Source organism: Streptomyces litmocidini (assembly GCF_014649755.1).
GTDB lineage: Bacteria > Actinomycetota > Actinomycetes > Streptomycetales > Streptomycetaceae > Streptomyces > Streptomyces litmocidini.
In genome coordinates this window covers 1-25487 of sequence record NZ_BMTQ01000001.1, presented here as the reverse complement: position 1 = coordinate 25487, position 25487 = coordinate 1, and the positions used below count along the sequence as shown (strand labels likewise).

The following is a 25487-nucleotide window of genomic DNA, read 5'->3' as shown; positions in this document are numbered from 1 at the left end:
ATGTCTCACAGCATCAATCTCGCAGTCATTCCCGGCGACGGCATCGGCCAGGAGGTCGTGGCCCAGGGCCTCAAGATCCTCGCGGCCGTCCTTCCCCAGGACGTGAAGCTGGAGACCGAGGAGTACGACTTCGGCGCCAGGCGCTACCACGCCACCGGTGAGACCCTCACCGACGCCGACCTCGCCTCCCTCAAGAAGCACGACGCCATCCTGCTCGGCGCCATCGGCGACCCGTCGGTGCCCTCCGGCGTCCTGGAGCGCGGCTTCCTGCTGAAGCTCCGCTTCGCCTTCGACCACCACGTGAACCTGCGTCCCTCGAAGCTGCTCCCCGGCGTGGCCACCCCGCTCGCCGGGCAGCCCGAGATCGACTTCGTCGTGGTCCGCGAGGGCACCGAGGGCCCGTACACGGGCAACGGCGGCACCATCCGCAAGGGCACCCCGCACGAGGTCGCCACCGAGGTCTCGGTCAACACCGCCTTCGGTGTCGAGCGCGTGGTCCGGGACGCCTTCGCCCGCGCCCAGGCCCGCCCGCGCAAGAAGCTGACGCTGGTCCACAAGAACAACGTGCTGACCTTCGCCGGCCACCTCTGGACGGACACCTTCCACAAGGTGGCCCAGGAGTACCCCGAGGTCACCACCGACTACCTGCACGTCGACGCCGCGACGATCTTCCTCGTCACCGACCCGGCCCGCTTCGACGTGATCGTCACCGACAACCTCTTCGGCGACATCATCACCGACCTCGCCGCGGCCGTCTCCGGCGGCATCGGCGTCGCCGCCTCGGGCAACATCAACCCGAGCGGCGAGTTCCCGTCCATGTTCGAGCCGGTCCACGGCTCCGCGCCGGACATCGCGGGCCAGGGCAAGGCCGACCCCACGGCCACCGTCCTCTCCGTCGCCCTCCTGCTCCGCCACCTCGGCTACGAGGCCGAGGCCGCCCGGGTCGAGGAGGCCGTCGCGGCCGACCTCACCGAGCGCGGCGACTCCTTCCGCACGACGGACGAGATCGGCGACGCGCTCGCCGCGCGAGTAGCGAGCTGACCCGCGCCGACTGACACCACACAGCAGCCGCCGGGTCGCACCAGCGCCCGGCGGCTGTTCCTTGCGCGGCCGCGGGGCGCCCCCCGAACCCCGGACCGCGCGCACCCGTTTTCCGCACCGGTCCCCGCGAGCGATAATCGAACGTGGGGCCGCGGCACACGGGCATGCCCGGACGCCGACTCGTCAGGGACGACAGTCCCCGACGGCGCCGTGCGCGCGGTCCTCCCCATCACAACCGGTGAAGGACACGCACTCATGACGACGCCCACGATCGAGCTCAAGCCCTCCTCCAGCCCGCTGTCCGACGCGGAGCGCGAGGCGATCCTGGCCAACCCGGGATTCGGCCGCCACTTCACCGACCACATGGTCACCATCCGGTGGACCGAGGGCCGCGGCTGGCACGACGGCCAGCTCGTGCCGTACGGCCCGCTCTCCCTGGACCCGGCCACGAACGTCCTGCACTACGCGCAGGAGATCTTCGAGGGCCTGAAGGCCTACCGCCGCCCCGACGGCTCCGTCGCCACCTTCCGGCCCGACGCCAACGCCCGCCGCTTCCAGGCCTCCGCCCACCGGCTGGGCATGCCCGAGCTGCCGGTCGAGACCTTCGTCGAGGCGTGTGACGCGCTCGTCCGGCAGGACGAGGCCTGGGTTCCGGCGCACGGCGGCGAGGACTCGCTCTACCTGCGTCCGTTCATGATCGCCACCGAGGTCGGCCTCGGTGTCCGCCCGGCCAACGAGTACCTGTTCGTCGTCATCGCCTCGCCGGCCGGCCCGTACTTCGCGGGCGGCGTGAAGCCCGTCTCCATCTGGGCCTCGGAGGACCGCGTCCGCGCCGTCCCCGGCGGCGTCGGCGACGCCAAGACCGGCGGCAACTACGCGGCCTCCCTGCTCGCGCAGGCCGAGGCGGCGGCCAAGGGCTGCGACCAGGTCTGCTACCTCGACGCGGTCGAGCACAAGTGGGTCGAGGAACTCGGCGGCATGAACCTGTACTTCGTGTACGGGAACAAGATCGTCACCCCCACCCTCACCGGCTCCCTGCTCGCGGGCATCACCCGCGACTCGCTCCTCAAGGTCGCCCAGGACCTCGGCTACGAGTCCGAGGAGGCCCGCGTCTCCATCGACCAGTGGCAGGCCGACACCGAGAACGGCACCCTCACCGAGGTCTTCGCCTGCGGCACCGCCGCCGTCATCACCCCGGTCGGTCTGGTCAAGTCCGCCCGGGGCGAGTGGCGGCAGTCGGGCGGCGAGCCCGGCGAGGTCACGATGAAGCTGCGCGAGGCGCTGCTCGCCATCCAGACCGGCAAGGCCGAGGACACGCACGGCTGGATGCACGAGCTCGGCAAGTGAGCCGGTGGGGTTAGCTACTCCGTCGTCGCCAGGGCTTCCGGGGCCGTCACGGTCCCGGGAGCCCCGTTCGGCGTCAGGACGGCGTACAGCGCTCCGCCCACGATGCCCGAGAGGACGAAGCTGCAGTCGATCCCGCCGGTCAGGGCGAGTAGCGGCCCCTCGTAGAGCGGCGTCGACACCGCGGCCAGGCCGACCGCCGCGCCGACCGCCCAGGAGACGGTGGCGCGCGGGTGCCAGCCCGCCGAGTACCAGTAGATCCCGCCGCGCGAGCGCTGGTTGAAGACCTGGAGCGCCTCCGGGTCGTACGTCCCGCCGCAGCGCGCGTGCCCGATCAGGGTGATCACCGCCCAGGGGGTCCCGATCGCGGTGAGCAGCAGCACGAACGAGGTCATCGCCGTCTGGGCGTCCGAGGCGAAGTGGCCGGCGAAGACGAAGGCCGTCGCCACCGCCGCGACGACGAGGGTGGCACGCGCGCGCGTGGCCTTCGGCAGGATCGCGTCGAGGTCGAGGCCCATCGAGTACAGCATCAGTCCGGCGTTGCCGACGGAGCCGGCGGTGGCGGAGATCAGCAGCGGTACGAGGTACCAGACGGGCGACGCGCCGACGAGCGGGCCCGCGTAGTCCAGGCCGCCGCGCGCCGCCAGGGCCGTGAACGTGCCGAAGAGCTGGGGGACGAGCAGGCCGACGGTCAGACCCAGGCAGGTGGCCCGCCACACGGTCTTCGCGCTGTACCGCTCGGGGGAGACGTACCGGGTGTAGTCGCCGAGCAGGGTGATGAAGGCGACCGGTCCGCTGAGTCCCGCGGCCACGGCCGAGAGCAGCCAGGTCGGCCAGAAGGATCCGAGCAGGTACGGGGTGTCCGGGACGGCGGCCGTGGTGAAGTCCCCGGCGTAGGCGACGAGGCCGATGGCGAGGAGCACCGTCATGCCGATCGCGAGCGCCTTGCTCAGCCGGAGCAGCAGCCGGTAGCCGTACACCGCGCCGACCACCGTGCAGGCGGCGAGGAACGCGTAGACGAGGGCGTGGACGGCGCCGCCGGTCGGCAGGCCGACGAGGCGGGAGAGCGTGCCCACCATCACGTCGCCGCCGATCCAGAGGGTCAGCGCGGTGTAGCCCAGCGAGAGCAGCAGCCCCACCACGGAGCCGACGAGCCGGCCGCGGACGCCGAAGAAGGCGCCGGAGGAGGTGGAGAGGTTGGTCGCGGTGCGGAGGGACACGAGGGCGAGGGGGGCGGTGACCGCGACGCCGACGAGGGTGCCGGTGACGACGGAGGTCACCGAGGCCCAGAAGCCGAGTCCGAAGGAGACCGGCAGCCAGCCGAAGACGATCACCCCCAGACAGAGGTTGGAGCCGAGGAGGATCGAGACGAGGTCGCGGGGGCCGCTGGTGCGTTCCGCTTCGGGGATGGTGTCGACTCCGCGCTGTTCTATCGGCATGAGCACTCCCTGCGGGGGACGGGGACAGTTTTAGAGCGGCGCTCAATGTGACCTACGCCTGTCGACGACGTCAATGCTTGGAAGCACGCGTCTCAACATTTAGAGTGTCACTCAAACGTGTCGCAATTGCAGGAGGTGTTTGGGGCGTGAGACTGACCCCCACGGAACGCGACCGGCTGCTTCTCTTCGGTGCCGCCGAGCTCGCCCGCGCCCGCCGGGCCCGGGGCCTGCGGCTCAACGTGCCCGAGGCGACCGCCCTCATCGCGGACACCGTCTGCGAGGCGGCCCGCGACGGCAAGCGACTCGCCGAGGCGATCGAGGCGGCCCGCTCCGTCCTCGGCCCCGACGACGTCCTGCCCGGCGTCGCCGACGTGGTCACCGAGGTCCACGTCGAAGCCGTCTTCGACGACGGCTCGCGGCTCGCGGTCGTCTCCGACCCGATCGGCGGGGGCGGCCTGGGCGCCGAGGCCCCCGGCGCGCTGCTGCCCGGCCCCGGGCACCCCCGGTCCGAACCGGCGCTCACCCTCTCCGTACGGAACACCGCGACGGTCCCCGTGAGCGTGACCTCCCACTTCCACTTCTTCGAGGTCAACCCGCGGCTCGACTTCGACCGGGCCGCCGCCTACGGCATGCGCCTCGCCATCCCGGCCGGGGCCTCCTTCCGCTTCGACCCGGGCGGCGAGGCCGAGGTCGGGCTCGTCCCGATCGGCGGCGCCCGCGTCGCCATCGGCTTCGCGGGGCTGGTCGACGGCCCGCTGGACGCGCCCGGCGCGAAGGAAGAGGCGCTGCGCAGGGCGCGGGCCTGCGGCTACCTGGGCGTTCTGCCCGACGAGGAGAACGACTGATGGACCCGTACGAGTACGCATCCGTGCACGGCCCCCGCGCCGGGGACCGCGTCGTCCTGGGCGACTCCGGGCTCGTCGTCCGCGTCGAGTCCGACTCCCAGAAGCCCGGGGACGAGTTCCTGGCCGGCTTCGGCAAGACCGCCCGCGACGGACTCCACCTGAAGGCCGCCGCCGTCCGCGAGACCTGCGACGTCGTCATCAGCAACGTCCTGGTCATCGACGCCGTGCAGGGCATCCGCAAGGTGTCGATCGGCATCCGCGAGGGCCGGATCCACGCCATCGGGCGGGCCGGCAACCCCGACACCCTCGACGGGGTCGACGTCGTCGTCGGCACCGGCACCTCGATCGTCTCCGGCGAGGGCCTGATCGCCACCGCCGGAGCCGTCGACACCCACGTCCACCTGCTCTCCCCGCGGATCATGGAGGCCTCGCTCGCCAGCGGCGTCACCACGATCATCGGCCAGGAGTTCGGCCCCGTCTGGGGCGTCGGCGTCAACTCGCCGTGGGCGCTCAAGCACGCCTTCAACGCCTTCGACGCCTGGCCGGTCAACATCGGCTTCCTCGCCCGCGGCTCCTCCTCGGACCCGGCGCCGCTGGTGGAGGCGCTCGCCGAGGGCGGGGCGTCGGGCTTCAAGGTCCACGAGGACATGGGCGCCCACACCCGAGCCCTGGACACCGCGCTGCGGGTCGCCGAGGAGCACGACGTCCAGGTCGCCCTGCACTCCGACGGCCTGAACGAGTGCCTGTCGGTCGAGGACACCCTCAAGGTCCTGGAGGGTCGTACGATCCACGCCTTCCACATCGAGGGCTGCGGCGGCGGACACGTCCCCAACGTCCTGAAGATGGCGGGCGTGCCGAACGTCATCGGCTCCTCCACCAACCCCACGCTCCCCTTCGGCCGCGACGCCGTCGCCGAGCACTACGGGATGATCGTCTCCGTCCACGACCTGAAGACCGACCTGCCCGGCGACGCGGCGATGGCCCGCGACCGGATCAGGGCCGGGACGATGGGCGCGGAGGACGTCCTGCACGACCTCGGCGCGATCGGGATCACCTCCTCCGACGCGCAGGGGATGGGAAGGGCCGGCGAGACCGTACGCCGGACCTTCGCCATGGCCGGGAAGATGAAGGCCGAGCTCGGACCCCTGGAGGGCGACGGCGCGCACGACGACAACGCGCGCGTGCTGCGCTACATGGCCAAGCTCACCATCAACCCGGCGATCGCCCACGGCCTCGCCCACGAGATCGGTTCGATCGAGGTCGGGAAGATGGCCGACATCGTGCTGTGGCGGCCGGAGTTCTTCGGCGCCAAGCCGCAGATGGTCATCAAGAACGGCTTCCCCGCGTGGGGGGTCGTGGGCGATCCGAACGCCGCCACCGACACCTGCGAACCGCTCGTCCTCGGACCGCTGTTCGGCGCGCACGGCGCCACGCCCGCCGACATCTCCGTCGCGTTCGTCGCGCAGGCCGCCGTCGACCTCGGCTCCGACGCGATGCCCACCCGGCGCCGCCGGGTCGCCGTGCGCGGCACCCGCGGCATCGGCCCCGCCGACCTGCGGCTCAACTCCCGCGTCGGCGACGTCCAGGTCGACGGCCGCACGGGCCTCGTCTCGCTCGACGGCTCCCCGATCCGCTCCGAGGCGGCCGAGTCCGTCTCCCTCAACCGCCTCTACTTCCTCTAGGACCCGACTCATGACCTCGTACCGCATGCCCGCCGAGTGGACCCCCCACGAGCGCACCTGGATGGCCTGGCCCAGCACCAACCCCACCTTCACCAACGAGGAGGAGCTCGCCGAGGCCCGTACCGCCTGGGCGTCGGTGGCCCGCGCCGTCCGCCGCTTCGAGCCCGTCACGATGGTCGTCGCGCCCGGCGACGCGGAGTCGGCAGCGGCCCTCCTCGGCCCGGACGTCGAGCTCGTCGAGCGCGAGCTCGACGACGCCTGGATGCGGGACATCGGCCCGACCTTCGTCACGAACGGCACCGAACTCGCCGCCGTCGACTGGGTGTTCAACGGCTGGGGCGCCCAGGACTGGGCCCGCTGGGAGCACGACTCCAAGATCGCCCGCCATGTCGCGGACGTGGCGGGGGTCCCCGTGCTGTCCTCTCCGCTGGTGAACGAGGGCGGCGCGATCCACGTCGACGGCGAGGGCACCGTCCTCCTCACCGACACCGTGCAGCTCGGCTCCGGCCGCAACCCCGAGTGGACCCGCGAGCAGGTCGAGCAGGAGGTCCACGCCAAGCTCGGCACGACGAAGGCGATCTGGCTGCCCCACGGCCTCGCCGGTGACTACGGCCTGTACGGCACCCAGGGCCACGTCGACATCGTCGCCGCCTTCGCCCGCCCCGGCACGGTCCTCGTCCACAGCCAGCAGGACCCGGCCCACCCCGACTACGAGCGCTCCCGGACGTACGTCGACATCCTGCGCGGCCAGACCGACGCCCGGGGCCGCGCCCTGGAGGTCATCGAGATCCCGGCCCCGACCGTCCTCAAGGACGAGGAGGGCGACTGGGTCGACTACTCGTACATCAACCACTACCTGTGCAACGACGGCGTCGTCCTCTGCGCCTTCGACGACCCCCACGACGAACTGGCCGCCGAGATCTTCCGCCGCCTCTTCCCTGAGCGAGAGGTCGTCCTCGTCGACGCCCGGACGATCTTCGCGGGCGGCGGCGGCATCCACTGCATCACGCAGCAGCAGCCGAAGGTCTGAAATCCGGTGGTCGGGCCGCGGGCCGTGTGACAGCCTGCGGCCATGCCGGTGATGCGCCACGAGGGCGGCGACTACGCGATCACGATCCTGTACTCCGTACCGGACGACGCCTGGTACCTGGAACTGGGCCGGGTCGCCGACCGGCGGACCCTGCTGACGGCCGTCGTGCCCGACGAGGACCCGGAGCGCGGGCCGACCGTGTGCGTCGACCCCGTGTCGGGGCACCACCCCGTCCCGTACGAGGTCGTGCGCTGGTTCATGGAGCACGTGGACCGCGAGATCGCCGCCTCCCGCGGCTGGACGACCCTGCGGCCCGACCTCGTCCGGACCGTCCGCCGCCTGCGCGAGATGGACCGCGACGGGGTCTTCGAGGGCGACCTCCCGGCACTCTCCGCGCTGCTCGCGGAGGAGCTCTCCGCGGAGGACCTCGCCCTCGTGACCGACGGCGCGTTCGGCGCGCAGGGATTCGCCGAGGCCGCAGCCGGCGAGCCCGGCCCCGACCGGATCCGGGAGCTGCGGGCGCGCAGGGACGCATGGGTCCGGGACACCGGGACCGGGCCGATCGGGTAGAACGTACGAGTGAGTCAGAGCAGCGACCCCCTCCCCTCCCCGTCCCACCCCCGCCGGCGCAACCAGGCCGCCCCGCCCCGCGAGGACGTGCTCGCCGCGGCCATGGACACCATCGCCGAGCGGGGGCTCGACGGGCTCACCATGGCCGGGCTCGGGCGGCAGGTGGGGATGAGCAGCGGGCACCTCCTCTACTACTTCCGCACCAAGGACGAGCTGCTGCTGCAGACCCTGGAGTGGAGCGAGGGGCGGCTCGGGGCCGAGCGCAGCGCGCTGCTGTCCCGGCCGGGGAAGGCACGCGACCGGCTCGACGGGTACGTCGACGTGTACGTGCCCGACGGGCCCCGCGACCCTCACTGGACCCTCTGGCTGGAGGTCTGGAACCGCTCGCAGAACGCCGACGACGACGCCCGCGCCCGGCAGGCCGCCATCGAGGGGGCCTGGCACCGGGACCTGGTCGCGATCCTCGCCGAGGGGGTCTCGCGGGAGGAGTTCCGCCCGGTCGACCCGGACCGCTTCGCCACCCGGATGCGGGCCCTGCTCGACGGCTTCAGCGTGCACGTCGCCGTCGGCATCCCGGGCACGGGGCGGGAGCAGGTCCTCGCGCACGTACGGGAGTTCATCGAGCAGGACCTGCTCGCGCGACCGCAACGCACGTAAGTACACCCGATCGTTGCGGGCCGCGGCCTTGTCGCCCCCGCCTGGTCTCCGGCACGGTTCCTGCCCATGGGACGAGAGCACTGGAAGAAGATCTGGGTCGGTTCCGCCGGCAACATGGTCGAGTGGTTCGACTGGTTCGTGTACGCGAGCTTCGCCACCTACTTCGCGGGAGCCTTCTTCCCCGAGGGCGACGACACCGCCAAGCTCATGAACACCGCCGGCATCTTCGCCGTCGGCTTCTTCATGCGCCCCGTCGGCGGCTGGCTCCTCGGCCGGGTCGGCGACCGCAAGGGCCGCAAGGCGGCGCTCACCCTCACCGTGACGCTGATGTCCGCCTCCGCCGTACTGATCGCGATCGCGCCGACCTACTCGGTCGCCGGGTACGGCGGCGCCGTCGTCCTCCTCGTCGCCCGCCTCCTCCAGGGACTCTCCGTCGGCGGCGAGTACGCGGCCAGCGCCACCTACCTCACCGAGGCCTCCGCGCCGCGGCACCGCGGCTTCGCCTCCAGCTTCCAGTACGTGTCGATGACCGCCGGCCAGATCCTCGGCCTCGGCCTGCTGCTCGTCCTCCAGCACACCCTGTCCGCCGACGCCCTCCACGCCTGGGGCTGGCGCATCCCGTTCGTCGTCGGCGCCCTCGGCGCGGCCGTCGTCTTCTGGCTGCGCCGCACCATGCTGGAGACCGAGGTGTACGAGGAGACCGCCGACTCCGGCGTCGCCCGGGGACAGCAGGGCACCCTCAAGGCCCTGTGGGCGCACAAGCGCGAGGCCTTCCTCGTCGTCGCGCTCACCATGGGCGGGACCGTGGCCTACTACACGTACACCACGTACCTCACCAAGTACCTGTCCAACTCCGCCGGGCTGCCCAAGCAGACCGCCACCCTGGTCTCCTTCTGCGCCCTGATCGTCTTCGCCTGCCTGCAGCCGCTCGCCGGCCGGCTCTCCGACCGGATCGGACGCCGCCCGCTCCTCATCACCTTCGCGCTCGGCTCCACCCTCCTCACCGTCCCGATCCTGACGATGCTCAAGCACGCCGGCTCCTTCTGGCCCGCCCTCGGCCTCTCCCTCCTCGCGCTGGTCGTCGTCACCGGCTACACCTCCATCAACGCCTGCGTGAAGGCCGAACTCTTCCCGACCGGCATCCGCGCCCTCGGCGTCGCCCTGCCGTACGCCGTCGCCAACGCCCTCTTCGGCGGCACCGCCGAGTACGTGGCGCTCTGGTTCAAGGACGCCGGCGTCGAGTCGGGCTTCTTCTGGTACGTCGCGGGCTGCGCGGCCGTCTCCCTGGTCGTCTACCTCACGATGCGGGAGACCCGGGACATCGACCTGGGCCGGGTGGGCGCCGCCCGCTCCGAGCGTCCGCGAGATCAACTGCCCGTATCGTGAGACCGCCGTCCCGCTGACCCCGGACCTGTGCCAGACTTCCGGCGTGCTCGCTACCACGATGATTATCGGCAGCAGCGCGCCGGTCCGCAGTGGCCACTGAACCGCGGAACGACCCCCGCGGCAGTGGACACCGTGCCCCAGACCCGCGCGCAGACCTCTCGCACCCGCGAGGGGTTTTTTCGTTTTCCGGCCCCACCCACGCCGGAAGCGGACGGCGCGTGAGAATGGGGGCAAGTGGATCCATACCTTCCGGAGCCACATCCGACAGGAGCCAACACAGCCATGACCACGGAGAACGCCGAGGGATCGCGCCTCGACGACAGTTTCCATGTCTTCGACACGACCCTGCGCGACGGGGCGCAGCGTGAAGGCATCAACCTCACCGTCGCGGACAAGCTGACCATCGCCCGGCACCTCGACGAGTTCGGCGTGGGCTTCATCGAAGGCGGCTGGCCCGGCGCCAACCCGCGCGACACGGAGTTCTTCGCCCGCGCCCGGCAGGAGATCGCGTTCGAGAACGCGCAGCTCGTCGCCTTCGGCGCCACCCGCAGGGCCGGCGGCAGCGCCGCCGAGGACCCGCAGGTCAAGGCGCTCCTCGACTCCGGCGCTCCGGTGATCACCCTGGTGGCCAAGTCGCACGACCGGCACGTCGAGCTCGCCCTGCGCACCACCCTCGACGAGAACCTGGAGATGGTCCGCGACACCGTCTCCCACCTGACCGCCCAGGGCCGCAGGGTCTTCGTCGACTGCGAGCACTTCTTCGACGGCTACAAGGCGAACCCGGACTACGCCAAGGCCGTCGTCCGCGCCGCGCACGAGGCCGGCGCCGACGTCGTCGTCCTCTGCGACACCAACGGCGGCATGCTCCCCGCCCAGATCCAGGCCGTCGTCGCCACCGTCCTCGCCGACACCGGCGCCCGCCTCGGCATCCACGCCCAGGACGACACCGGCTGCGCCGTCGCCAACACCCTCGCCGCCGTCGACGCGGGCGCCACCCACGTCCAGTGCACCGCCAACGGCTACGGCGAGCGGGTCGGCAACGCCAACCTCTTCCCCGTCGTCGCGGCCCTGGAGCTCAAGTACGGCAAGCGGATCCTCCCCGAGGGCGCGCTCGCCGAGATGACGCGGATCTCGCACGCCATCGCCGAGGTCGTCAACCTCACGCCCTCCACCCACCAGCCGTACGTCGGCGTCTCCGCCTTCGCCCACAAGGCGGGACTGCACGCCTCCGCGATCAAGGTGGACCCCGACCTCTACCAGCACATCGACCCCGAGCTGGTCGGCAACACCATGCGGATGCTCGTCTCCGACATGGCCGGCCGCGCCTCCATCGAGCTCAAGGGCAAGGAGCTCGGCGTCGACCTGGGCGGCGACCGCGACCTCGTCGCCCGCGTCGTCGAGCGCGTCAAGGAGCGCGAGCTCAAGGGCTACACGTACGAGGCCGCCGACGCCTCCTTCGAGCTGCTGCTCCGCGAGGAGGCCGAGGGCCGGGCCCGCCGCTACTTCCGTACGGAGTCCTGGCGCGCGATCGTGGAGGACCGCCCCGACGGCACCCACGCCAACGAGGCGACCGTGAAGCTCTGGGCCAAGGGCGAGCGGATCGTCGCCACCGCCGAGGGCAACGGCCCGGTCAACGCCCTCGACCGGGCGATGCGGGTGGCCCTCGACCGGATCTACCCGCCGCTCGCCAAGTTCGAGCTGGTCGACTACAAGGTCCGCATCCTGGAGGGCCGTCACGGCACCGAGTCCACGACCCGGGTCCTCGTCACCACCAGCGACGGCGACGGCGAGTGGTCCACGGTCGGCGTCGGCGAGAACGTCATCGCCGCCTCCTGGCAGGCCCTGGAGGACGCCTTCACGTACGGACTGCTGCGCGCGGGCATCGACCCCGCAGAATAGTCCCCCTATGTCTGGTTCGGTCTGGTTCGGGTAGCGTCGAACCATGAGGACCAGGGCGATGTCCACAGGGTCGGCCCTCGGCGGGCTGCTCCTGCTCCTGCTCCTGGTCCTGGCGCCCACCGCGGGCGCCAGGGCCACGGGCGTGTCCGACGCGGCCGCCGCCCTGAGACAGGGCCCGGTCTACGTCGACCCGGGCGCCGCCGGCCAGCTCTCCACGGCCGACGCGAAGGCCCTCGCGCAGAAGATCAAGGACGCGGACAAGCCGCTCTTCGTGGCGGTCCTGCCCGCGAACGCGCAGTTCCCGCCCAAGGGCCTCATCGACGACCTGCGCGCCCGGACCGGCATCGCCGGCCTGTACGCGGTGCGCCTCGGCGACCGCTTCGACGCGGGCGTCGACCGCTCCGTGATGTCCCCGGCCGCCGTGGACAACCTCGTCGCCTCCGTACGGCAGCCCGGCGTCGACGCCGCCACCGAACTCAACGACTTCGTCGACCAGGCCCTGCCCGCCCTGCGCGGCTCCGCCCCGGCCTCCTGGGGCGTCGTCGGCACGGACTCCGGGGTCCCCGTCGCCGGGCTCGCCGTCCTCGGCGCGGTCGTCGTCGCGGGCGGCGCGGGCGCCTACGCCGTCGTCCGGCAGAAGAGGCGCCGCAAGGAGGCCGAGGAGCGCGCCGCCCTCGACCGGCTCCGGGTCGTCGTCGACGAGGACATCACCGCCTTCGGCGAGGAACTCGAACGCCTCGACTTCCACCCCGCCGAGCGCGGCGCCGACGACGCCATGCGCGGCGACTACGAGCGCGCCCTCGACTCGTACGACAAGGCCAAGTCCCTCATGGCCTCGGCCGTCCGCCCGCACGACGTCCGCGGCGTCACCCAGGCACTGGAGGAGGGCCGCTTCTCCCTCGCCGTCCTGGCCGCCCGCCGCGAGTCCCGCCCGCTCCCCGAGCGCCGGCCCCCGTGCTTCTTCGACCCCCGCCACGGCCCCGCCACCGAGGACCGGGCCTGGATCCCGCCCGGCGGCGCCCCCCGCCAGGTCCCGGTCTGCGCCGCCGACGCGGCCCGCCTCGACGACGGCCTCGACCCCGTGGCCCGCACCGTCGACACCGACGCCGGGCGCCGCCCCTACTGGGAGGCGGGCCCCGCCTACGGCCCCTGGGCCGGCGGCTACTTCGGCGGCGGCATGCTCCCCGGCCTCCTCGTGGGCACCATGCTCGGCTCCATGCTCGCCACCCCGGCGTACGCCTCCGAGTACGGCGGCGGCGATTTCGGGGACTTCCAGGGCGGCGACTTCAGCGCCGGCGACTTCGGCTCGGGCGACTTCGGGGGCGGCGGCGGGTTCGACGGGGGAGGCGGGTTCGACGGCGGAGGCGGGTTCGACGGGGGCGGTGGGTTCTAGCGGCCCCTCCGGGCGGCTCAGACCAGCGGCTTCACCGACATCAGCAGGTGGTGGTGGGTTCCCTCCGGGCCGTCGGTGAGGAGGGCCCGCTGGCCCGGGCCCAGGAGGTGGAAGTGGACCTCGGGGGCGGCCAGGGAGGTCAGCGCGTCCAGGAGGTAGTTCGGGTTGAAGGCGACCGTCAGGGACTCCGCGCCCGTGAGGGCGGCGGGGAGGCGCTGGGAGGCCACGTCGTCCTCGTAGCCCGCCTGGAGGTGGAGGGCGGTGGGGGAGAAGGCCAGCTGGACCGGGCTGTCGCCCTCGGCGACGACCGCGACCCGCTTGACGGCCTCGGTCAGCGGGGCCCGCCCGGTGGCCGCGAGGGCGTGCTCGCCGAGGGCGAAGAGCTTGTCGTGGCGGGGGAGCCGGCCGTCGAGCAGGCGGGTGGTGGTGCGGGTCCCGGCGCTCTCGAAGCCGAGGGAGCCGGAGTCGAGGGCGAGGCGGGCCGGGCCCGCGCCCGCGAGGGAGCGGGCGATCTCGGTGAGTCGGCGGGCCGGGACGACCACGTCCGCGCACTCCGCCTCGGCACCGGCCTCCGGCTTCCACTCCAGGGTGCGGACCGCGTACCGGTAGCGGTCGGTGGCGGCCAGCGTCATCGTGGTGCCGTCCAGGGCCAGCCGTATCCCGGTGAGGACGGGCAGCGAGTCGTCCCGGCCCGCGGCCACGGCGACCTGGCCGACCGCCGCCGCGAAGGCGTCCCCGTCGACGAGCCCGCGCACCTCGGGCAGGACGGGCGCGGCGGGGTAGTCGTCGAGGGGCAGCAGCGAGAGGCCGAAGCGGGCGTCGCCCGAGGTCACCGAGAGGCGGCCGCCCTCCACGGCGAGCTCGGCGCCGCCCCGGGGGAGCACCTTGCAGATGTCGGACAGGCGTCGGCCGAGGACCAGGGCCCGGCCCTCGACGACCGTGTCGGCCTCGACCTCGACGCGGGCCGAGGCCTCGTGGTCCAGGCCCGAGACGCGCAGCCGGCCGTCCGCCGCCTCCAGGAGCAGACCGCCGAGGACGGGCAGGGGGGAGCGGGCCGGCAGGACGCGCGCGGCCCAGGCCACGGCGTCGGTCAACACGGCGCTGTCGATGCGGAATTCCATGCCGACGACGCTAACGGCCGCCACTGACAACGGCGTCGACCGGCGGGACCGGGCGCCCTTCGCCCCTTCCACCGCGCCCGGGGAGGCGGAGAACGCCGAGCGCCCGCCTTCCGCTGCTGCGGAGGGCGGGCGCGCTCGTGCGTCCGGTGGGCCGGACGGGGCCGGGGGAGGGGCCGGCGGCAGGGTCAGGCGGCGTTCTTGATCGCGGAGATGTCGAAGTTCAGCTTGACCTTGTCGCTGACCATGACGCCGCCGGTCTCCAGGGCCGCGTTCCAGGTCAGGCCCCACTCGGAGCGCAGGATCTCGGCCGAGCCCTCGAAGCCGACGCGCTCGTTGCCGTAGACGTCCGTCGCGGTGCCGTTGAACTCCAGGTCGATGGAGAGCGGCTTGGTGACGTCCTTGATGGTCAGGTCGCCGGTGATCCGGAACGTGTCGCCGCCCAGCTGCGCCGCCTCGGTGGAGCGGAAGGACATCAGCGGGAACCGCTCGGCGTCGAAGAAGTCGCCGCTGCGCAGGTGGCCGTCGCGGTCCGCGATGCCGGTGTCGATGGAGGCGATCTTGACGTCGATCGCGGCGGTGGAGGCGGCCGGGTTCGTGCCGTCGATCTTCAGCGTGCCCTCGTGCTCGGCGAAGGCGCCGCGGACGTTGGTGACCATCGCGTGACGGACGGTGAAGCCGATGCTGCTGTGCGCCGGGTCGATGGTGTAGTCGCCGGTGAGGGCGGCGAGGGCCGGGTCCACGGGGAGGGTGGCGGTGGCGACGGCGGACTCGGTGTTCTTGCGGCCGAAGAGACCCATGACGTGCTCCTTGTCGGTGTTTGTTGAAACTTCAACGAGAATGACTGTAGCCCTATTCCGTTCAACATTCAACATCTCTGGGGAGTCGTTCACCCGGACGGCGTCACGCTGTCACCGACGCCCTCTGGCGGACGCGCGTAGAACTGCGGCACCATCTCCCTGCGCGACGAGCACCACCTGCACAGCCGTCCCCAGCCGTCACGGTCACCCGCAGGAGGAACCCCCGTGAAGCTCCGCTCCGTCCTCACCGCAGTCGCCCTCGTCCTGGGCGCCCTCTTCGCCCCCGGCTTCGGCGCCCTCACCAGCACCACCGACGCCCACGCCGTCACCAAGATCAGCCACGCCACCGCGACCTCGATGTTCCGGTCCTCCGGAATCACCTGGTCCTCGTCCGGCAACTGCTCGGACCGCTACAACTCCACCTGCACGTCCTTCGAGCAGCTCAACCTCGCCACCGCCCAGGGCGCCCAGACCCTCAAGAGCGCCAGCGGCTGCGCCCTCAACATCACCGGCGGCACCGAGGTCGGCCACGCGAGCGGCACGTACTCGCACTGGAACGGCTACAAGCTGGACTTCAGCAAGTACACCTGCCTCGGGAGCTACATCAAGAACACCTTCGCCTACATCGGGCTGCGCGGCGACGGAGCCCCGCAGTGGAAGTCCGGCGCGGGCAACGTCTACGCCGACGAGGGCAGCCACTGGGACGTCACCTTCTACAACTGCGGCGGCTGCTGACCCGTACCACCGCCGAAGCGCCCCCTCCGGGGGTCACTTGGACTAACCGGAGGGGGTTCTTGGACTGGAGGGGCCCGCGCGGCGCGATCTCGTTGACGGTGCTCCCGGGGCGGGGCCAACTAGTGCGCATGTCCCTCCCTCACCCGCGAAACCCGCGAAACCCGCGAAGGATCCGTGCGGTCTGCGCGCTCGCCGCCGCGTCGGCCACCGTGTTCGCCCTGTCCGGCCCCGCCCTCGCCGAAGAGGAGACCACCGCCACCGCCACGGCCACCCCCACCGCCGGCGCCGTCATCGGCTCCGACCGGCTCTCCGTCGCCGTCGCCGAGGACTTCCCCCGCGTCCTGTCGTACACCGACCGGGCGAGCGGAGCCCGCCTCCTCGGGAGCACGGCCCCGGTGACGCAGATCGTGCTCAACGGCACCGCCCACGCCGTCCGGGCCGGGGGCGCACCCGTCCTGACCGCCACGTCCGCCGCGTACACCCTCGTCTTCCCCGACCTGCCCGGCGTCGAGATCGACGCCCGGCTCGGCGTCGACGACCGGACCACCACCTTCGAGGTGACCGCCGTCCGCGACACCGAGGCCTTCCGCGTCGGCACGATCGACATCCCCGGCCACGACCTGGTCTCCGTCGGCTCCTCGGACACCGGCGCCGCGACCGCCTTCACCCGGCTCGACCCGGACTCCACCCGTACCGCCGACGTCTTCGCGGAGGTCACCGCCGCCACCGCCGCCGACACCGCCCCGGTCGGCGCGAGCTACGCGATCGTCAACACCGGACGGCTGGCCGCCGCCGTCGAGTCCAACTCCAGCTACGACAAGCCCTCCGGCGCCTCCGCCCGCGACGGCGCCCGCTTCTGGCACCAGGCCCGCAGGAGCGGCACCGAGACCCGCGTCGGCGTCTGGTCCGGCCAGTGGACCTACCGCGGCGCCGGCGCCCCACGGCCCGAGAGCGGCGACGGCCTGCCCTGGGCGAAGGTCGTCGTCACCCCCGACGCCAACGGCGACGGCGCCACCGACTGGCAGGACGGCGCCATCGCCTTCCGCGCGATCGGCGTCAAGGCCCCCGGCAGCGACCGGACGCCGGACCGGGTCGTCGCCCACATCCCCTTCAACTTCGCCTCCCAGGCCACCCACCCCTTCCTGCGCACCCTCGACGACGTCAAGCGGATCTCGCTCTCCACCGACGGACTCGGCCAGTTCGCGCTGCTCAAGGGGTACGGCTCCGAGGGCCACGACTCCGCCCACCCCGACTACGGCGGCAACTACAACAAGCGGGCCGGCGGCCTCGCCGACCTCAACACCCTCCTGCGCGAGGGCAAGAAGTGGGGAGCCGGCTTCGGCGTCCACGTCAACGCCACCGAGGCGTACCCCGAGGCCCACCACTTCGACGAGACCCTCGTCGACAGGACGAAGCCCGGCTGGAACTGGCTCAACCAGAGCTACTACATCGACCAGCGCCGGGACGTGAACAGCGGCGACCTCGCCCGCCGCTTCCAGCAGCTCCGCGACGAGACCGACCCCAACCTGTCGATGCTCTACATCGACGTCTACTACACGCACGGCTGGATCGCCGACAAGACGATGCAGGCCGTCCGGGCGCAGGGCTGGAACGTCGCCACCGAGTGGTCCGAGAAGTTCGAGCGGGCCTCCCTCTGGTCCCACTGGGCCAACGACCTCGACTACGGCGGCGCCACCAACAAGGGCCTCAACTCGCAGATCATCCGCTTCATCCGCAACGGCGAGAAGGACGTCTGGAACAACCACCCCGTCCTCGGCCAGACCGCCCTCGTCGACTTCGAGGGCTGGACCGGCGAGACCGACTGGAACGCCTTCTCCGCCAACGTCTGGCAGCGGAACCTGCCCGCCAAGTACCTCCAGCACCAGAAGATCACCCGCTGGAACGGCGACGACATCACCTTCACCGGAGGAGTCCGCGGCACCGTCGAGAACGGCCGCCGCACCTTCTACGAGAACGGCCGCAAGGTCCTCGACGGCGAGAGCTACCTGCTCCCCTGGGACGGCGGCAAGAAGCTCTACCACTACAACAGGGCCGGAGGGACGACCAGCTGGGCCGTCCCCGGCGGCACGCGCGCGTACACCGTGTACGAGCTCACCGACAACGGGCGCGTGAGGACCGCCACCGTGCGCCCCTCCGGCGGACGGATCACCCTCGACGCCACCGCCGGACAGCCCTACGTCCTCTACCCCGCCGCCGCCCCCGCCCAGGCCGCCCCGCAGTGGGGTCAGGGCACCCCGGTGAAGGACCCCGGATTCAACGACGCCGGGCTCGGCGCCTGGACCAAGACCGGCACCGTCGCCCGCGACACCGACGACCGGGGCCGCAACAGCGCCGAGTTGAGCGGCACCGCCACCGCCTCGGTCCGCCAGCAGATCACCGGCCTCACCCCCGGCGAGCGGTACACCGCCTCCGCCCTCATCGAGGTCGAGCCCGGGAAGACCCGCCCCACCACCCTGTCCGTCGGCGGCCGGGCGGTCACCGTCGAACGCTCCGCCCTGGAGGACCGGGTCGCCGCCTCCGACTGGAACGGCACCCGCTTCCAGCGCGCCAAGGTCACCTTCACCGCCCCCGCCGACGGCTCCACCCCGCTGCGCGTCCAGGCCGCGAGCGGCAGCGCGGCGACCGTCCGGATCGACGACGTGCGGATCGTCGCCAACGCCCCGGCGACGAAGGCGGGCACGGTCGCGTACGAGGACTTCGAAGCCGTCGACCAGGGCTGGGGCCCCTTCCTCAAGGGCGACGCCGGCGGCACGACCGACCCCCGCACCCACATCGCCCAGCTGCACGCCCCGTACACCCGGGCCGGCTGGAACGGAAAGGCGATCGACGACGTCGTCGGCGGAGCCGAGAGCCTCAAGTCCCACGACGAGAACAGCGGACTCGTCTACCGGACCGCGCCCTGGACCGTCCCCATGAAGGACGGCCACGACTACCGCGTGGAGTACGACTACCAGTCCAGCCACGCGGGCGCGTACGAGTGGGTCACCGGCTACGACCGCGTGAACGGCACCCCGGTGGAGACCCGCCGCACACCCCTCGGACAGCAGAGGACCACCGGGCACTTCGCCGAGACCGTCACCGCCGGCTGCGGCGACACCTGGACCGGGCTGCGCAAGCGCGGGGACGCCCCCGACGGCGCCGACTTCGTCCTCGACGGCTTCACCGTCACCGACCTCGGCCCGGCCGCCGAGCGCGCCGCCTGCGGCACGCTCACCGTCACCGCGCCCGAGACGCTGGAGCCCGGCCGGCCGAACCGGGTCACGGCCACCTTCGCCAACGACGAGGCCTCCGACGCCACCGGCGCCCAGGCCGTCCTGACCCTCCCCGAGGGCTGGACCGCCGAACCCGCCGCGCCCGTCGCCCTCGGCACGGTCGCCCCGGGCGAGCGGACCACCGCCACCTGGCAGGTGACCCCGCCGGTGGACGCGGCCCACCAGCCCTACTCGCTGGGCGCCTCCGTCGCGTACGGCCTGGACGGGCAGCCCCGGAAGCTCGCCGCCGCCACCACCGTCCGCACCCTGCCCCCGCCGCCCACCGCCGACAGCTGGGCGAGCGACCTCGACTGGACCTCGGCCGCCAACGGCTGGGGACCCGTCGAGCGGGACCTCTCCAACGGCGAGACCGGCGCCGGCGACGGCTCCCCGCTGCGGATCGGCGGAGTGACGTACGCCAAGGGCCTGGGCACCCACGCCCCGGCGAAGGTCCGCTACTACCTCGGCGGCCGGTGCACCTCGTTCACCGCCGAGGTCGGGGTGGACGACGTCCAGACCACCCGCGGCAGCGTCCGGTTCAGCGTGCTCGCGGACGGTACGGAGAAGGCCGGGTCCCCGGTCCTCAGGGCCGCCGACCCGGCCTGGTCGCTCACCGCCGACGTCACCGGCGCCTCCTACGTCGACCTGGTGGCCGGCGACGGCGACGACGGGAACGGCAACGACCACGCGGACTGGGGGAGCGCCCGCTTCCACTGCGGGAGCTGACGCCCCATAGGGGCAGCAAGCGCTTGCCGTGCTCATTGATTGCGTCGGAAACAGGGTGTTACACCGGGCGCCGACCGGTCTCCACCACTTCCCCCGGGAGGCTCCCGTGTCCCTGCCCCTCTGGTCCCGCCGCACCTTCCTGAGCACGGCCGGCGCCACCGCCGCGGCCCTCGCGCTCCCGCTCCCCGCCGCCCGTGCGGCCGACCCGGCCGACGAGTTCGAGGCGCTGCGGCTCCGCTGGCTCGACCTCCAGCTCGGCTCCGGCTTCGACGCCGGGGCCGAGCCCTACGCCGGCCGGCTCGCCGAGACGGGCACGCTCGCGCGTGCCTTCCGCGCGAGCATGGCCGCCACCACCGCCTCCCTCTGGCCCGACGCCCCCTTCGACCCGCCGGCCGGCATCTCCCAGAGCTACGGCCGCCTGTGGACCATGACCCAGGCGTACGTCCAGCCCGGCACCGGCCTCACCGGCGACGAGGGCCTGCTCGCCGACGTGCTGCGCGGCCTCGACCACCTCTCCGCCACCGTCTACCGGGCGGGCGCCCCCCGCTACGGCAACTGGTGGGAGTGGCAGATAGGCAGCCCCCGCCTCCTCATGGACATCGTGGCCGCGCTCCACTCCCGCCTCGGCGCCGAACGCGTCGCCGCCGCCTGCGCCGCCGTCGACCACTTCGTGCCCGACTCGGTCCTCCTGAACTACTCCGGCACCTCCACCGGCGCCAACCGCGTCGACCTCTGCCGCTCCGTCGCCCTGCGCGGGGTCCTCGGCGCGAACCCCGCCAAGATCGCCCTCGCCCGCGACGCCCTCTCGCCCGTCTTCCCGTACGTCACCCAGGGCGACGGCCTCTACGCCGACGGCTCCTTCGTCCAGCACACCTGGGTCGCCTACTCCGGCACCTACGGGCAGGTCATGCTCGACGGCCTCGGCCGGCTCTTCACCCTCCTCGCCGGGTCCACCTGGGCCGTCACCGACCCGAACCGGCAGATCGTCCTCGACAGCGTCGAGAAGGCCTACGCCCCCTTCATCCACGACGGCCTGATGATGGACAGCGTCAACGGGCGCGCGATCAGCCGCGGCTACCTCAAGAACGACGACCGGCGGATCATGCGGTCCGACCACTTCCACGGCCAGGGCGTCATCGCGGCCATCGCCCTCCTCGCGGGCGGGGCGTCGCCGGCCGAGCGGGACCGGTGGCACGCGCGCGTGAAGGGGTGGATCGAGCGCGACACCGTCTCCCCGATCCTCGCCGCCCGCCAGTTCGGCGTCGCCGACCTGGCCCGGCTGCACGCCGTGGCCGCGTCGCCCGTACCGGCCGCCCCCGAGCCCACCGGCCACCGGCTGTTCCCCGCCATGGACCGGGCCGTCCACCGCCGCCCCGGCTGGGCCGCCAACCTCTCCATGGCCTCGAACCGGATCACGCACTACGAGTGCGGGAACGGCGAGAACCCGCGCGGCTGGCACACCGGCGCCGGGATGCTCTCCTGGTGGACCCCGGACCTCGGCGACCAGTACACCGACTGGTTCTGGCCCACCGTCGACCCGTACCGGCTCCCCGGCACCACCGTCTCCACCAAGCGGCTCGCCGACCGGGCGGGCGGCGAGTGGGGCGCGCCCCGGCCGGCCGTCCGCTGGGTCGGCGGGACCACCGACGGCGAGTACGCGGCCGTCGGCCAGCACCTCAAGGGCCTCGGCTCCACCCTGGAGGCCCGCAAGTCCTGGTTCTGCGCGGCGGACGCGGTCATCTGCCTGGGCGCCGGGATCACCGCGACCGACGGCGTGCCCGTCGAGACGGTCGTCGACAACCGCCTCCTGGGGGAGTCCGGCACCCAGGCCCTCACCACCGGCGACGGCTGGGCGCACCTGGAGGGGCACGGCGGCTGGGTCTTCCCGCAGGGGGCCGGGAACCTCCGAACCCTGCGCGAGGACCGGACCGGCGCCTGGAGCGACATCAACACCACCAGTTCCACCGAGCGCCGGACCCGCCGCTACCAGACCCTCTGGCTGGACCACGGCACCGACCCGGTCGCCGCCTCGTACGCCTACCTCCTGATGCCGGGCGCCTCCCCGCGTACGCTCGCCGCCCGCGCCGCCGACCCCGACTGGCTGCACGTTCTCGACAACACCGCCGAGCGGCAGGCGATCGCCGTCCCGTCGCTCGGACTGACCGCCGCGAACCTCTGGCAGGCCGGTACGGTGGGACCGCTCACGGTCACCGCGCCCGCGAGCGTCCTCGTCCGGCGCCGCCGCTCCGTCCTGGACCTGAGGGTCTCCGAGCCGCCGCGCACCGGGCAGCCGCTGGAGCTGGTGTGGAACCGTCCGGTCCGCCGGGTGGTCCGCCACGACCCCTCGGTGGAGGTCCTCGCCACCGGGTCCTCGCTGCGGCTGCGGATCACCCCCGGTACCGGGGGTGCGACCCATGGTTGCGAGGTTCTGCTCTAGGTCTATGTCGGAACCCTACAAACACAAGGGGTTCCTGGCTGTTGACTCGGGCTGGACGCGACCGGGTTCTGTCCAGCCCCACCAGGATTCGACACGCGAGACTGTACGGAGTCGACGGCGGGGTTTTCTTGCATGACTTCGTAGGGTCGGTACATGACCGTTGTGGACCAGATCCCGAGCGAGCCCGCTGACGCCCGTGGCCGAGTGGCCGAGCTGCACGTCCTGCGCGAGCAGGCGCTGCGTGGCCCGAGTGAGCGCGCCACCGAGGCCCAGCACGCCAAGGGCAAGCTGACGGCGCGTGAGCGCATCGAGCTGCTGCTCGACCCTGGTTCCTTCAACGAGGTCGAGCAGCTGCGCCGGCACCGCGCGCAGGGCTTCGGCCTGGAGGCGAAGAAGCCGTACACCGACGGTGTCATCACCGGCTGGGGCACGGTGGAGGGCCGCACGGTCTTCGTCTACGCGCACGACTTCCGGATCTTCGGCGGCGCGCTGGGCGAGGCCCACGCCACCAAGATCCACAAGATCATGGACATGGCCATCGCGGCCGGTGCCCCGCTGGTCTCCCTGAACGACGGCGCCGGCGCCCGGATCCAGGAGGGCGTCTCCGCCCTCGCCGGATACGGCGGCATCTTCCAGCGCAACACCAGGGCCTCGGGCGTCATCCCGCAGATCTCGGTGATGCTCGGCCCGTGCGCCGGCGGCGCCGCCTACAGCCCCGCGCTGACCGACTTCGTCTTCATGGTCCGCGAGACCTCGCAGATGTTCATCACCGGCCCGGACGTCGTCAAGGCGGTCACCGGCGAGGAGATCACCCAGAACGGCCTCGGCGGCGCCGACGTCCACGCCGAGACCTCCGGCGTCGCGCACTTCGCGTACGACGACGAGGAGACCTGCATCGCCGAGGTCCGCTACCTCCTGTCGATGCTCCCGCAGAACAACCGCGAGAACCCGCCGACCGTCCCCTCCGAGGACCCGGCCGACCGCCGCTCGGACGTGCTACTCGACCTGGTGCCCGCCGACGGCAACCGCCCGTACGACATGCACAAGGTGATCGAGGAGCTCGTCGACGACGGCGACTACCTGGAGGTCCACGAGCGCTGGGCCCGCAACATCATCTGCGCGCTCGCCCGCCTCGACGGCCAGGTCGTCGGCATCGTCGCCAACCAGCCCCAGTCGCTGGCCGGCGTCCTCGACATCGAGGCCTCCGAGAAGGCCGCGCGCTTCGTCCAGATGTGCGACGCCTTCAACATCCCGATCGTCACCCTTCTGGACGTACCCGGCTTCCTGCCCGGCGTCGACCAGGAGCACGGTGGAATCATCAGGCACGGCGCGAAGCTGCTGTACGCGTACTGCAACGCGACCGTGCCCCGGATCTCCCTGATCCTGCGCAAGGCCTACGGCGGCGCCTACATCGTGATGGACTCCCAGTCCATCGGCGCCGACCTGACGTACGCCTGGCCCACCAACGAAATCGCGGTCATGGGCGCCGAGGGCGCCGCCAACGTCATCTTCCGCAAGCAGATCGCGGAGGCCGAGGACCCCGACGCCATGCGGGCCCGCATGGTCAAGGAGTACAAGGCCGAGCTGATGCACCCCTACTACGCGGCGGAGCGCGGCCTGGTCGACGACGTCATCGACCCCGCCGACACCCGCCAGGTGCTCATCAGGTCCCTCGCGATGCTCCGCACCAAGCACGCCGACCTGCCGTCCCGCAAGCACGGCAACCCGCCTCAGTAAGAGGAGTCATCCACGTGACCACGCCCGCCAACCTTCTCCGCGTCGAGAAGGGCACCGCCGACCCCGAGGAGCTCGCCGCCATCACGGCCGTGCTGCTCGCCCGCGCCGCCTCCCAGCCCGCCGAGGAGACCCACCGCGGCCGCACCCAGGCCGGCTGGCGCCGCCTGGAGCGCGAACACGGCTTCCGCGCGCCGCACAGCTGGCGCTGATCCCGCGGCAGTCCGCGTGACGGAGGGCCGGAACCCGGTGTCATCGGGTTCCGGCCCTCCGTCACGTCCGGACGGCGGCCTACGGCCAGATCGTCTGGACCAGCGCGATGACGCCCCAGATCACGGTGCCCACGATGCCGACCAGGATCAGCACGGCCACGCAGCCCAGCGTGGTCTCCCCCCCCGGTGAGCGGCTTCGTCGCGGGGGTGGCGGGCTCGTCGTCCGAGGACGTGGCGTTGTACGGGTTCGTCGCGGTCGGGGGAGTGCCGGGCCGAGGAGGCGGAACCGACGCCCCGGCGGAACCGCCGGAGGGAGCCGGACCGGCCGGGGGCGCGGAGGTGGCGGGACCGGCCGACGCTCCCGGGGCGCGGGGCGTGCTCGCGGTGCGGGGCGTGCTCGCCGTGCGGGACGGGCGGGGCGTGCGGGACGGGCGGGGCGTGCGGGGCGTGCCGGGCGCCCCGGCCCCGGCGGGCTTACCCGACCGGCCGCCGTGCCCGGCCCGGGAGGCGGGCCCGGTCGCGGTACCGAGCCGTGCGGGGCGGACGCCGACACCGACGCCTTCGCACCCGCCGAGGCGCCCACCGCCCCGTCCGCCCCGGCTCCTCCTGCCGCCGGCCGGGCTCGCGTCGCGTCCCGGGCGCGGGCGTCCCGTCGGGCCCGGAACGGCCGTCGGAACCCCTGGCCTCCGGGCGTCGGCCCTCCTCCGGCTTCCGCGCGGACTCCGGCTTCCCCCCGGACTTCGGCTTCCCCCGGACTCCGGCTTCCCCCCGGACTCCTGGGGCCGGGGAGTCCCGGCGCGCCAGGGGCCGTCCGGGGGCCGGGCGGACTCGGGCGTGCGGGGCGCCTCCCGCCCCCGGTCGACGTGGTGGACGCGGCGGGGCGCGGAGGCGGTTTCACGAGGAAGGCCGCGTTCCCGGGCGGGGAACGCGGCCTTCCTCGTGAAACGCCGGGGACAGCTACCGCAGGCGGGCCATGAGGGCGTGCTCGACGAGGGTGATGAGGGCGCTCTTGGCATCGGCGCGGTGGCGGGCGTCGGTGGTGATGATGGGGGTGTCGGGGCCGATCTGGAGGGCCTCGCGGACCTCCTCCGGCTGGTAGGGCTGGTTGCCGTCGAAGCCGTTGAGGGCGATGACGAACGGCAGGCCGCTGTTCTCGAAGTAGTCGAC

At 72.7% G+C, this 25487-nt stretch carries 18 protein-coding genes and 1 pseudogene; 15 read left to right on the top strand and 4 right to left on the bottom strand.

Annotation, left to right across the window (positions count from 1 at the left end; translation table 11 throughout):
- Positions 1-1041, top strand: a complete 1041-nt coding sequence (locus tag IE180_RS00095) for a 3-isopropylmalate dehydrogenase (protein ID WP_190154651.1) — start codon at positions 1-3, stop codon at positions 1039-1041.
- 255 nt (positions 1042-1296) lie between these two features.
- On the top strand, positions 1297-2388 hold the full coding sequence (locus tag IE180_RS00090) for a branched-chain amino acid aminotransferase (protein ID WP_190154650.1): 1092 nt from the start codon (positions 1297-1299) through the stop codon (positions 2386-2388).
- Positions 2389-2402: 14 nt separating this feature from the next.
- On the opposite strand, the gene IE180_RS00085 is transcribed toward IE180_RS00090, so the two are convergent.
- Entirely contained in the window at positions 2403-3824 is a 1422-nt protein-coding gene (locus tag IE180_RS00085; RefSeq protein WP_190154649.1) for a cytosine permease, read from the bottom strand.
- A gap of 146 nt (positions 3825-3970) precedes the next feature.
- On the opposite strand from IE180_RS00085, the gene ureA reads away from it, so the two are divergent.
- From ureA to IE180_RS00045, 8 genes are all read left to right on the top strand, one after another.
- The gene (gene ureA, locus IE180_RS00080; RefSeq protein WP_190154648.1) at positions 3971-4669 is read left to right on the top strand and encodes an urease subunit gamma; all 699 of its coding nucleotides are present in this window, start codon (positions 3971-3973) and stop codon (positions 4667-4669) included.
- On the top strand, positions 4669-6351 hold the full coding sequence (locus tag IE180_RS00075) for an urease subunit alpha (RefSeq protein WP_190154647.1): 1683 nt from the start codon (positions 4669-4671) through the stop codon (positions 6349-6351). Before ureA ends, IE180_RS00075 begins: the two co-directional genes overlap by 1 nt.
- 10 nt (positions 6352-6361) lie before the next feature.
- The gene (locus IE180_RS00070; RefSeq protein ID WP_190154646.1) at positions 6362-7381 is read left to right on the top strand and encodes an agmatine deiminase family protein; all 1020 of its coding nucleotides are present in this window, start codon (positions 6362-6364) and stop codon (positions 7379-7381) included.
- A gap of 42 nt (positions 7382-7423) precedes the next feature.
- Positions 7424-7951: a hypothetical protein gene (locus tag IE180_RS00065; protein WP_190154645.1), complete on the top strand. Its 528-nt coding sequence runs from the start codon at positions 7424-7426 to the stop codon at positions 7949-7951.
- A gap of 102 nt (positions 7952-8053) precedes the next feature.
- The gene (locus IE180_RS00060; RefSeq protein WP_308434351.1) at positions 8054-8608 is read left to right on the top strand and encodes a TetR/AcrR family transcriptional regulator; all 555 of its coding nucleotides are present in this window, start codon (positions 8054-8056) and stop codon (positions 8606-8608) included.
- Between the two features lie 66 nt (positions 8609-8674).
- Positions 8675-9994: an MFS transporter gene (locus IE180_RS00055; RefSeq protein ID WP_190154644.1), complete on the top strand. Its 1320-nt coding sequence runs from the start codon at positions 8675-8677 to the stop codon at positions 9992-9994.
- A gap of 282 nt (positions 9995-10276) precedes the next feature.
- On the top strand, positions 10277-11893 hold the full coding sequence (gene cimA / locus IE180_RS00050; RefSeq protein WP_190154643.1) for a citramalate synthase: 1617 nt from the start codon (positions 10277-10279) through the stop codon (positions 11891-11893).
- A 43-nt stretch (positions 11894-11936) separates the two neighbouring features.
- Positions 11937-13286 (top strand): hypothetical protein, encoded by a 1350-nt coding sequence (locus IE180_RS00045; protein WP_190154642.1) that lies wholly within the window; start codon positions 11937-11939, stop codon positions 13284-13286.
- Between the two features lie 17 nt (positions 13287-13303).
- Here IE180_RS00045 and dnaN read toward each other — a convergent pair whose 3' ends face one another.
- Both dnaN and IE180_RS00035 read right to left on the bottom strand, forming a co-directional pair.
- Complete coding sequence (dnaN, locus tag IE180_RS00040; protein ID WP_190154641.1) at positions 13304-14407, bottom strand: DNA polymerase III subunit beta; 1104 nt, start codon at positions 14405-14407, stop codon at positions 13304-13306.
- Between the two features lie 185 nt (positions 14408-14592).
- On the bottom strand, positions 14593-15204 hold the full coding sequence (locus IE180_RS00035; protein ID WP_190154640.1) for a YceI family protein: 612 nt from the start codon (positions 15202-15204) through the stop codon (positions 14593-14595).
- Positions 15205-15429: 225 nt separating this feature from the next.
- On the opposite strand from IE180_RS00035, the gene IE180_RS00030 reads away from it, so the two are divergent.
- The 5 genes from IE180_RS00030 to IE180_RS00010 all read left to right on the top strand — a co-directional run bounded on the left by IE180_RS00030 (position 15430) and on the right by IE180_RS00010 (position 24320).
- Complete coding sequence (locus IE180_RS00030; protein WP_190154639.1) at positions 15430-15939, top strand: hypothetical protein; 510 nt, start codon at positions 15430-15432, stop codon at positions 15937-15939.
- Between the two features lie 128 nt (positions 15940-16067).
- Complete coding sequence (locus tag IE180_RS00025) at positions 16068-19937, top strand: endo-alpha-N-acetylgalactosaminidase family protein (protein WP_190154638.1); 3870 nt, start codon at positions 16068-16070, stop codon at positions 19935-19937.
- 112 nt (positions 19938-20049) lie between these two features.
- Positions 20050-22374: a polysaccharide lyase 8 family protein gene (locus IE180_RS00020; RefSeq protein WP_190155177.1), complete on the top strand. Its 2325-nt coding sequence runs from the start codon at positions 20050-20052 to the stop codon at positions 22372-22374.
- A 153-nt stretch (positions 22375-22527) separates the two neighbouring features.
- On the top strand, positions 22528-24111 hold the full coding sequence (locus tag IE180_RS00015; protein ID WP_190154637.1) for an acyl-CoA carboxylase subunit beta: 1584 nt from the start codon (positions 22528-22530) through the stop codon (positions 24109-24111).
- 14 nt (positions 24112-24125) lie between these two features.
- Positions 24126-24320, top strand: coding sequence for an acyl-CoA carboxylase subunit epsilon (locus tag IE180_RS00010; RefSeq protein ID WP_190154636.1), 195 nt, complete (start codon positions 24126-24128; stop codon positions 24318-24320).
- Between the two features lie 957 nt (positions 24321-25277).
- Here IE180_RS00010 and IE180_RS00005 read toward each other — a convergent pair.
- Positions 25278-25487 (bottom strand): annotated as a pseudogene (locus IE180_RS00005) (ATP-binding protein); the annotation flags it as partial.

Excerpts from the sequence above, each read along its gene's own strand:
- IE180_RS00065 (WP_190154645.1), top strand. The coding sequence starts at position 7,424 with ATGCCGGTGATGCGCCACGAGGGCGGCGACTACGCGATCACGATCCTG.
- IE180_RS00015 (WP_190154637.1), top strand. The coding sequence starts at position 22,528 with ATGACCGTTGTGGACCAGATCCCGAGCGAGCCCGCTGACGCCCGTGGC.
- IE180_RS00055 (WP_190154644.1), top strand. The coding sequence starts at position 8,675 with ATGGGACGAGAGCACTGGAAGAAGATCTGGGTCGGTTCCGCCGGCAAC.
- IE180_RS00095 (WP_190154651.1), top strand. The coding sequence starts at position 1 with ATGTCTCACAGCATCAATCTCGCAGTCATTCCCGGCGACGGCATCGGC.
- IE180_RS00045 (WP_190154642.1), top strand. The coding sequence starts at position 11,937 with ATGAGGACCAGGGCGATGTCCACAGGGTCGGCCCTCGGCGGGCTGCTC.
- IE180_RS00085 (WP_190154649.1), bottom strand. The coding sequence starts at position 3,824 with ATGCCGATAGAACAGCGCGGAGTCGACACCATCCCCGAAGCGGAACGC.
- IE180_RS00035 (WP_190154640.1), bottom strand. The coding sequence starts at position 15,204 with ATGGGTCTCTTCGGCCGCAAGAACACCGAGTCCGCCGTCGCCACCGCC.
- IE180_RS00025 (WP_190154638.1), top strand. The coding sequence starts at position 16,068 with ATGTCCCTCCCTCACCCGCGAAACCCGCGAAACCCGCGAAGGATCCGT.
- IE180_RS00075 (WP_190154647.1), top strand. The coding sequence starts at position 4,669 with ATGGACCCGTACGAGTACGCATCCGTGCACGGCCCCCGCGCCGGGGAC.
- IE180_RS00070 (WP_190154646.1), top strand. The coding sequence starts at position 6,362 with ATGACCTCGTACCGCATGCCCGCCGAGTGGACCCCCCACGAGCGCACC.
- cimA (WP_190154643.1), top strand. The coding sequence starts at position 10,277 with ATGACCACGGAGAACGCCGAGGGATCGCGCCTCGACGACAGTTTCCAT.
- IE180_RS00060 (WP_308434351.1), top strand. The coding sequence starts at position 8,054 with ATGGACACCATCGCCGAGCGGGGGCTCGACGGGCTCACCATGGCCGGG.
- dnaN (WP_190154641.1), bottom strand. The coding sequence starts at position 14,407 with ATGGAATTCCGCATCGACAGCGCCGTGTTGACCGACGCCGTGGCCTGG.
- IE180_RS00090 (WP_190154650.1), top strand. The coding sequence starts at position 1,297 with ATGACGACGCCCACGATCGAGCTCAAGCCCTCCTCCAGCCCGCTGTCC.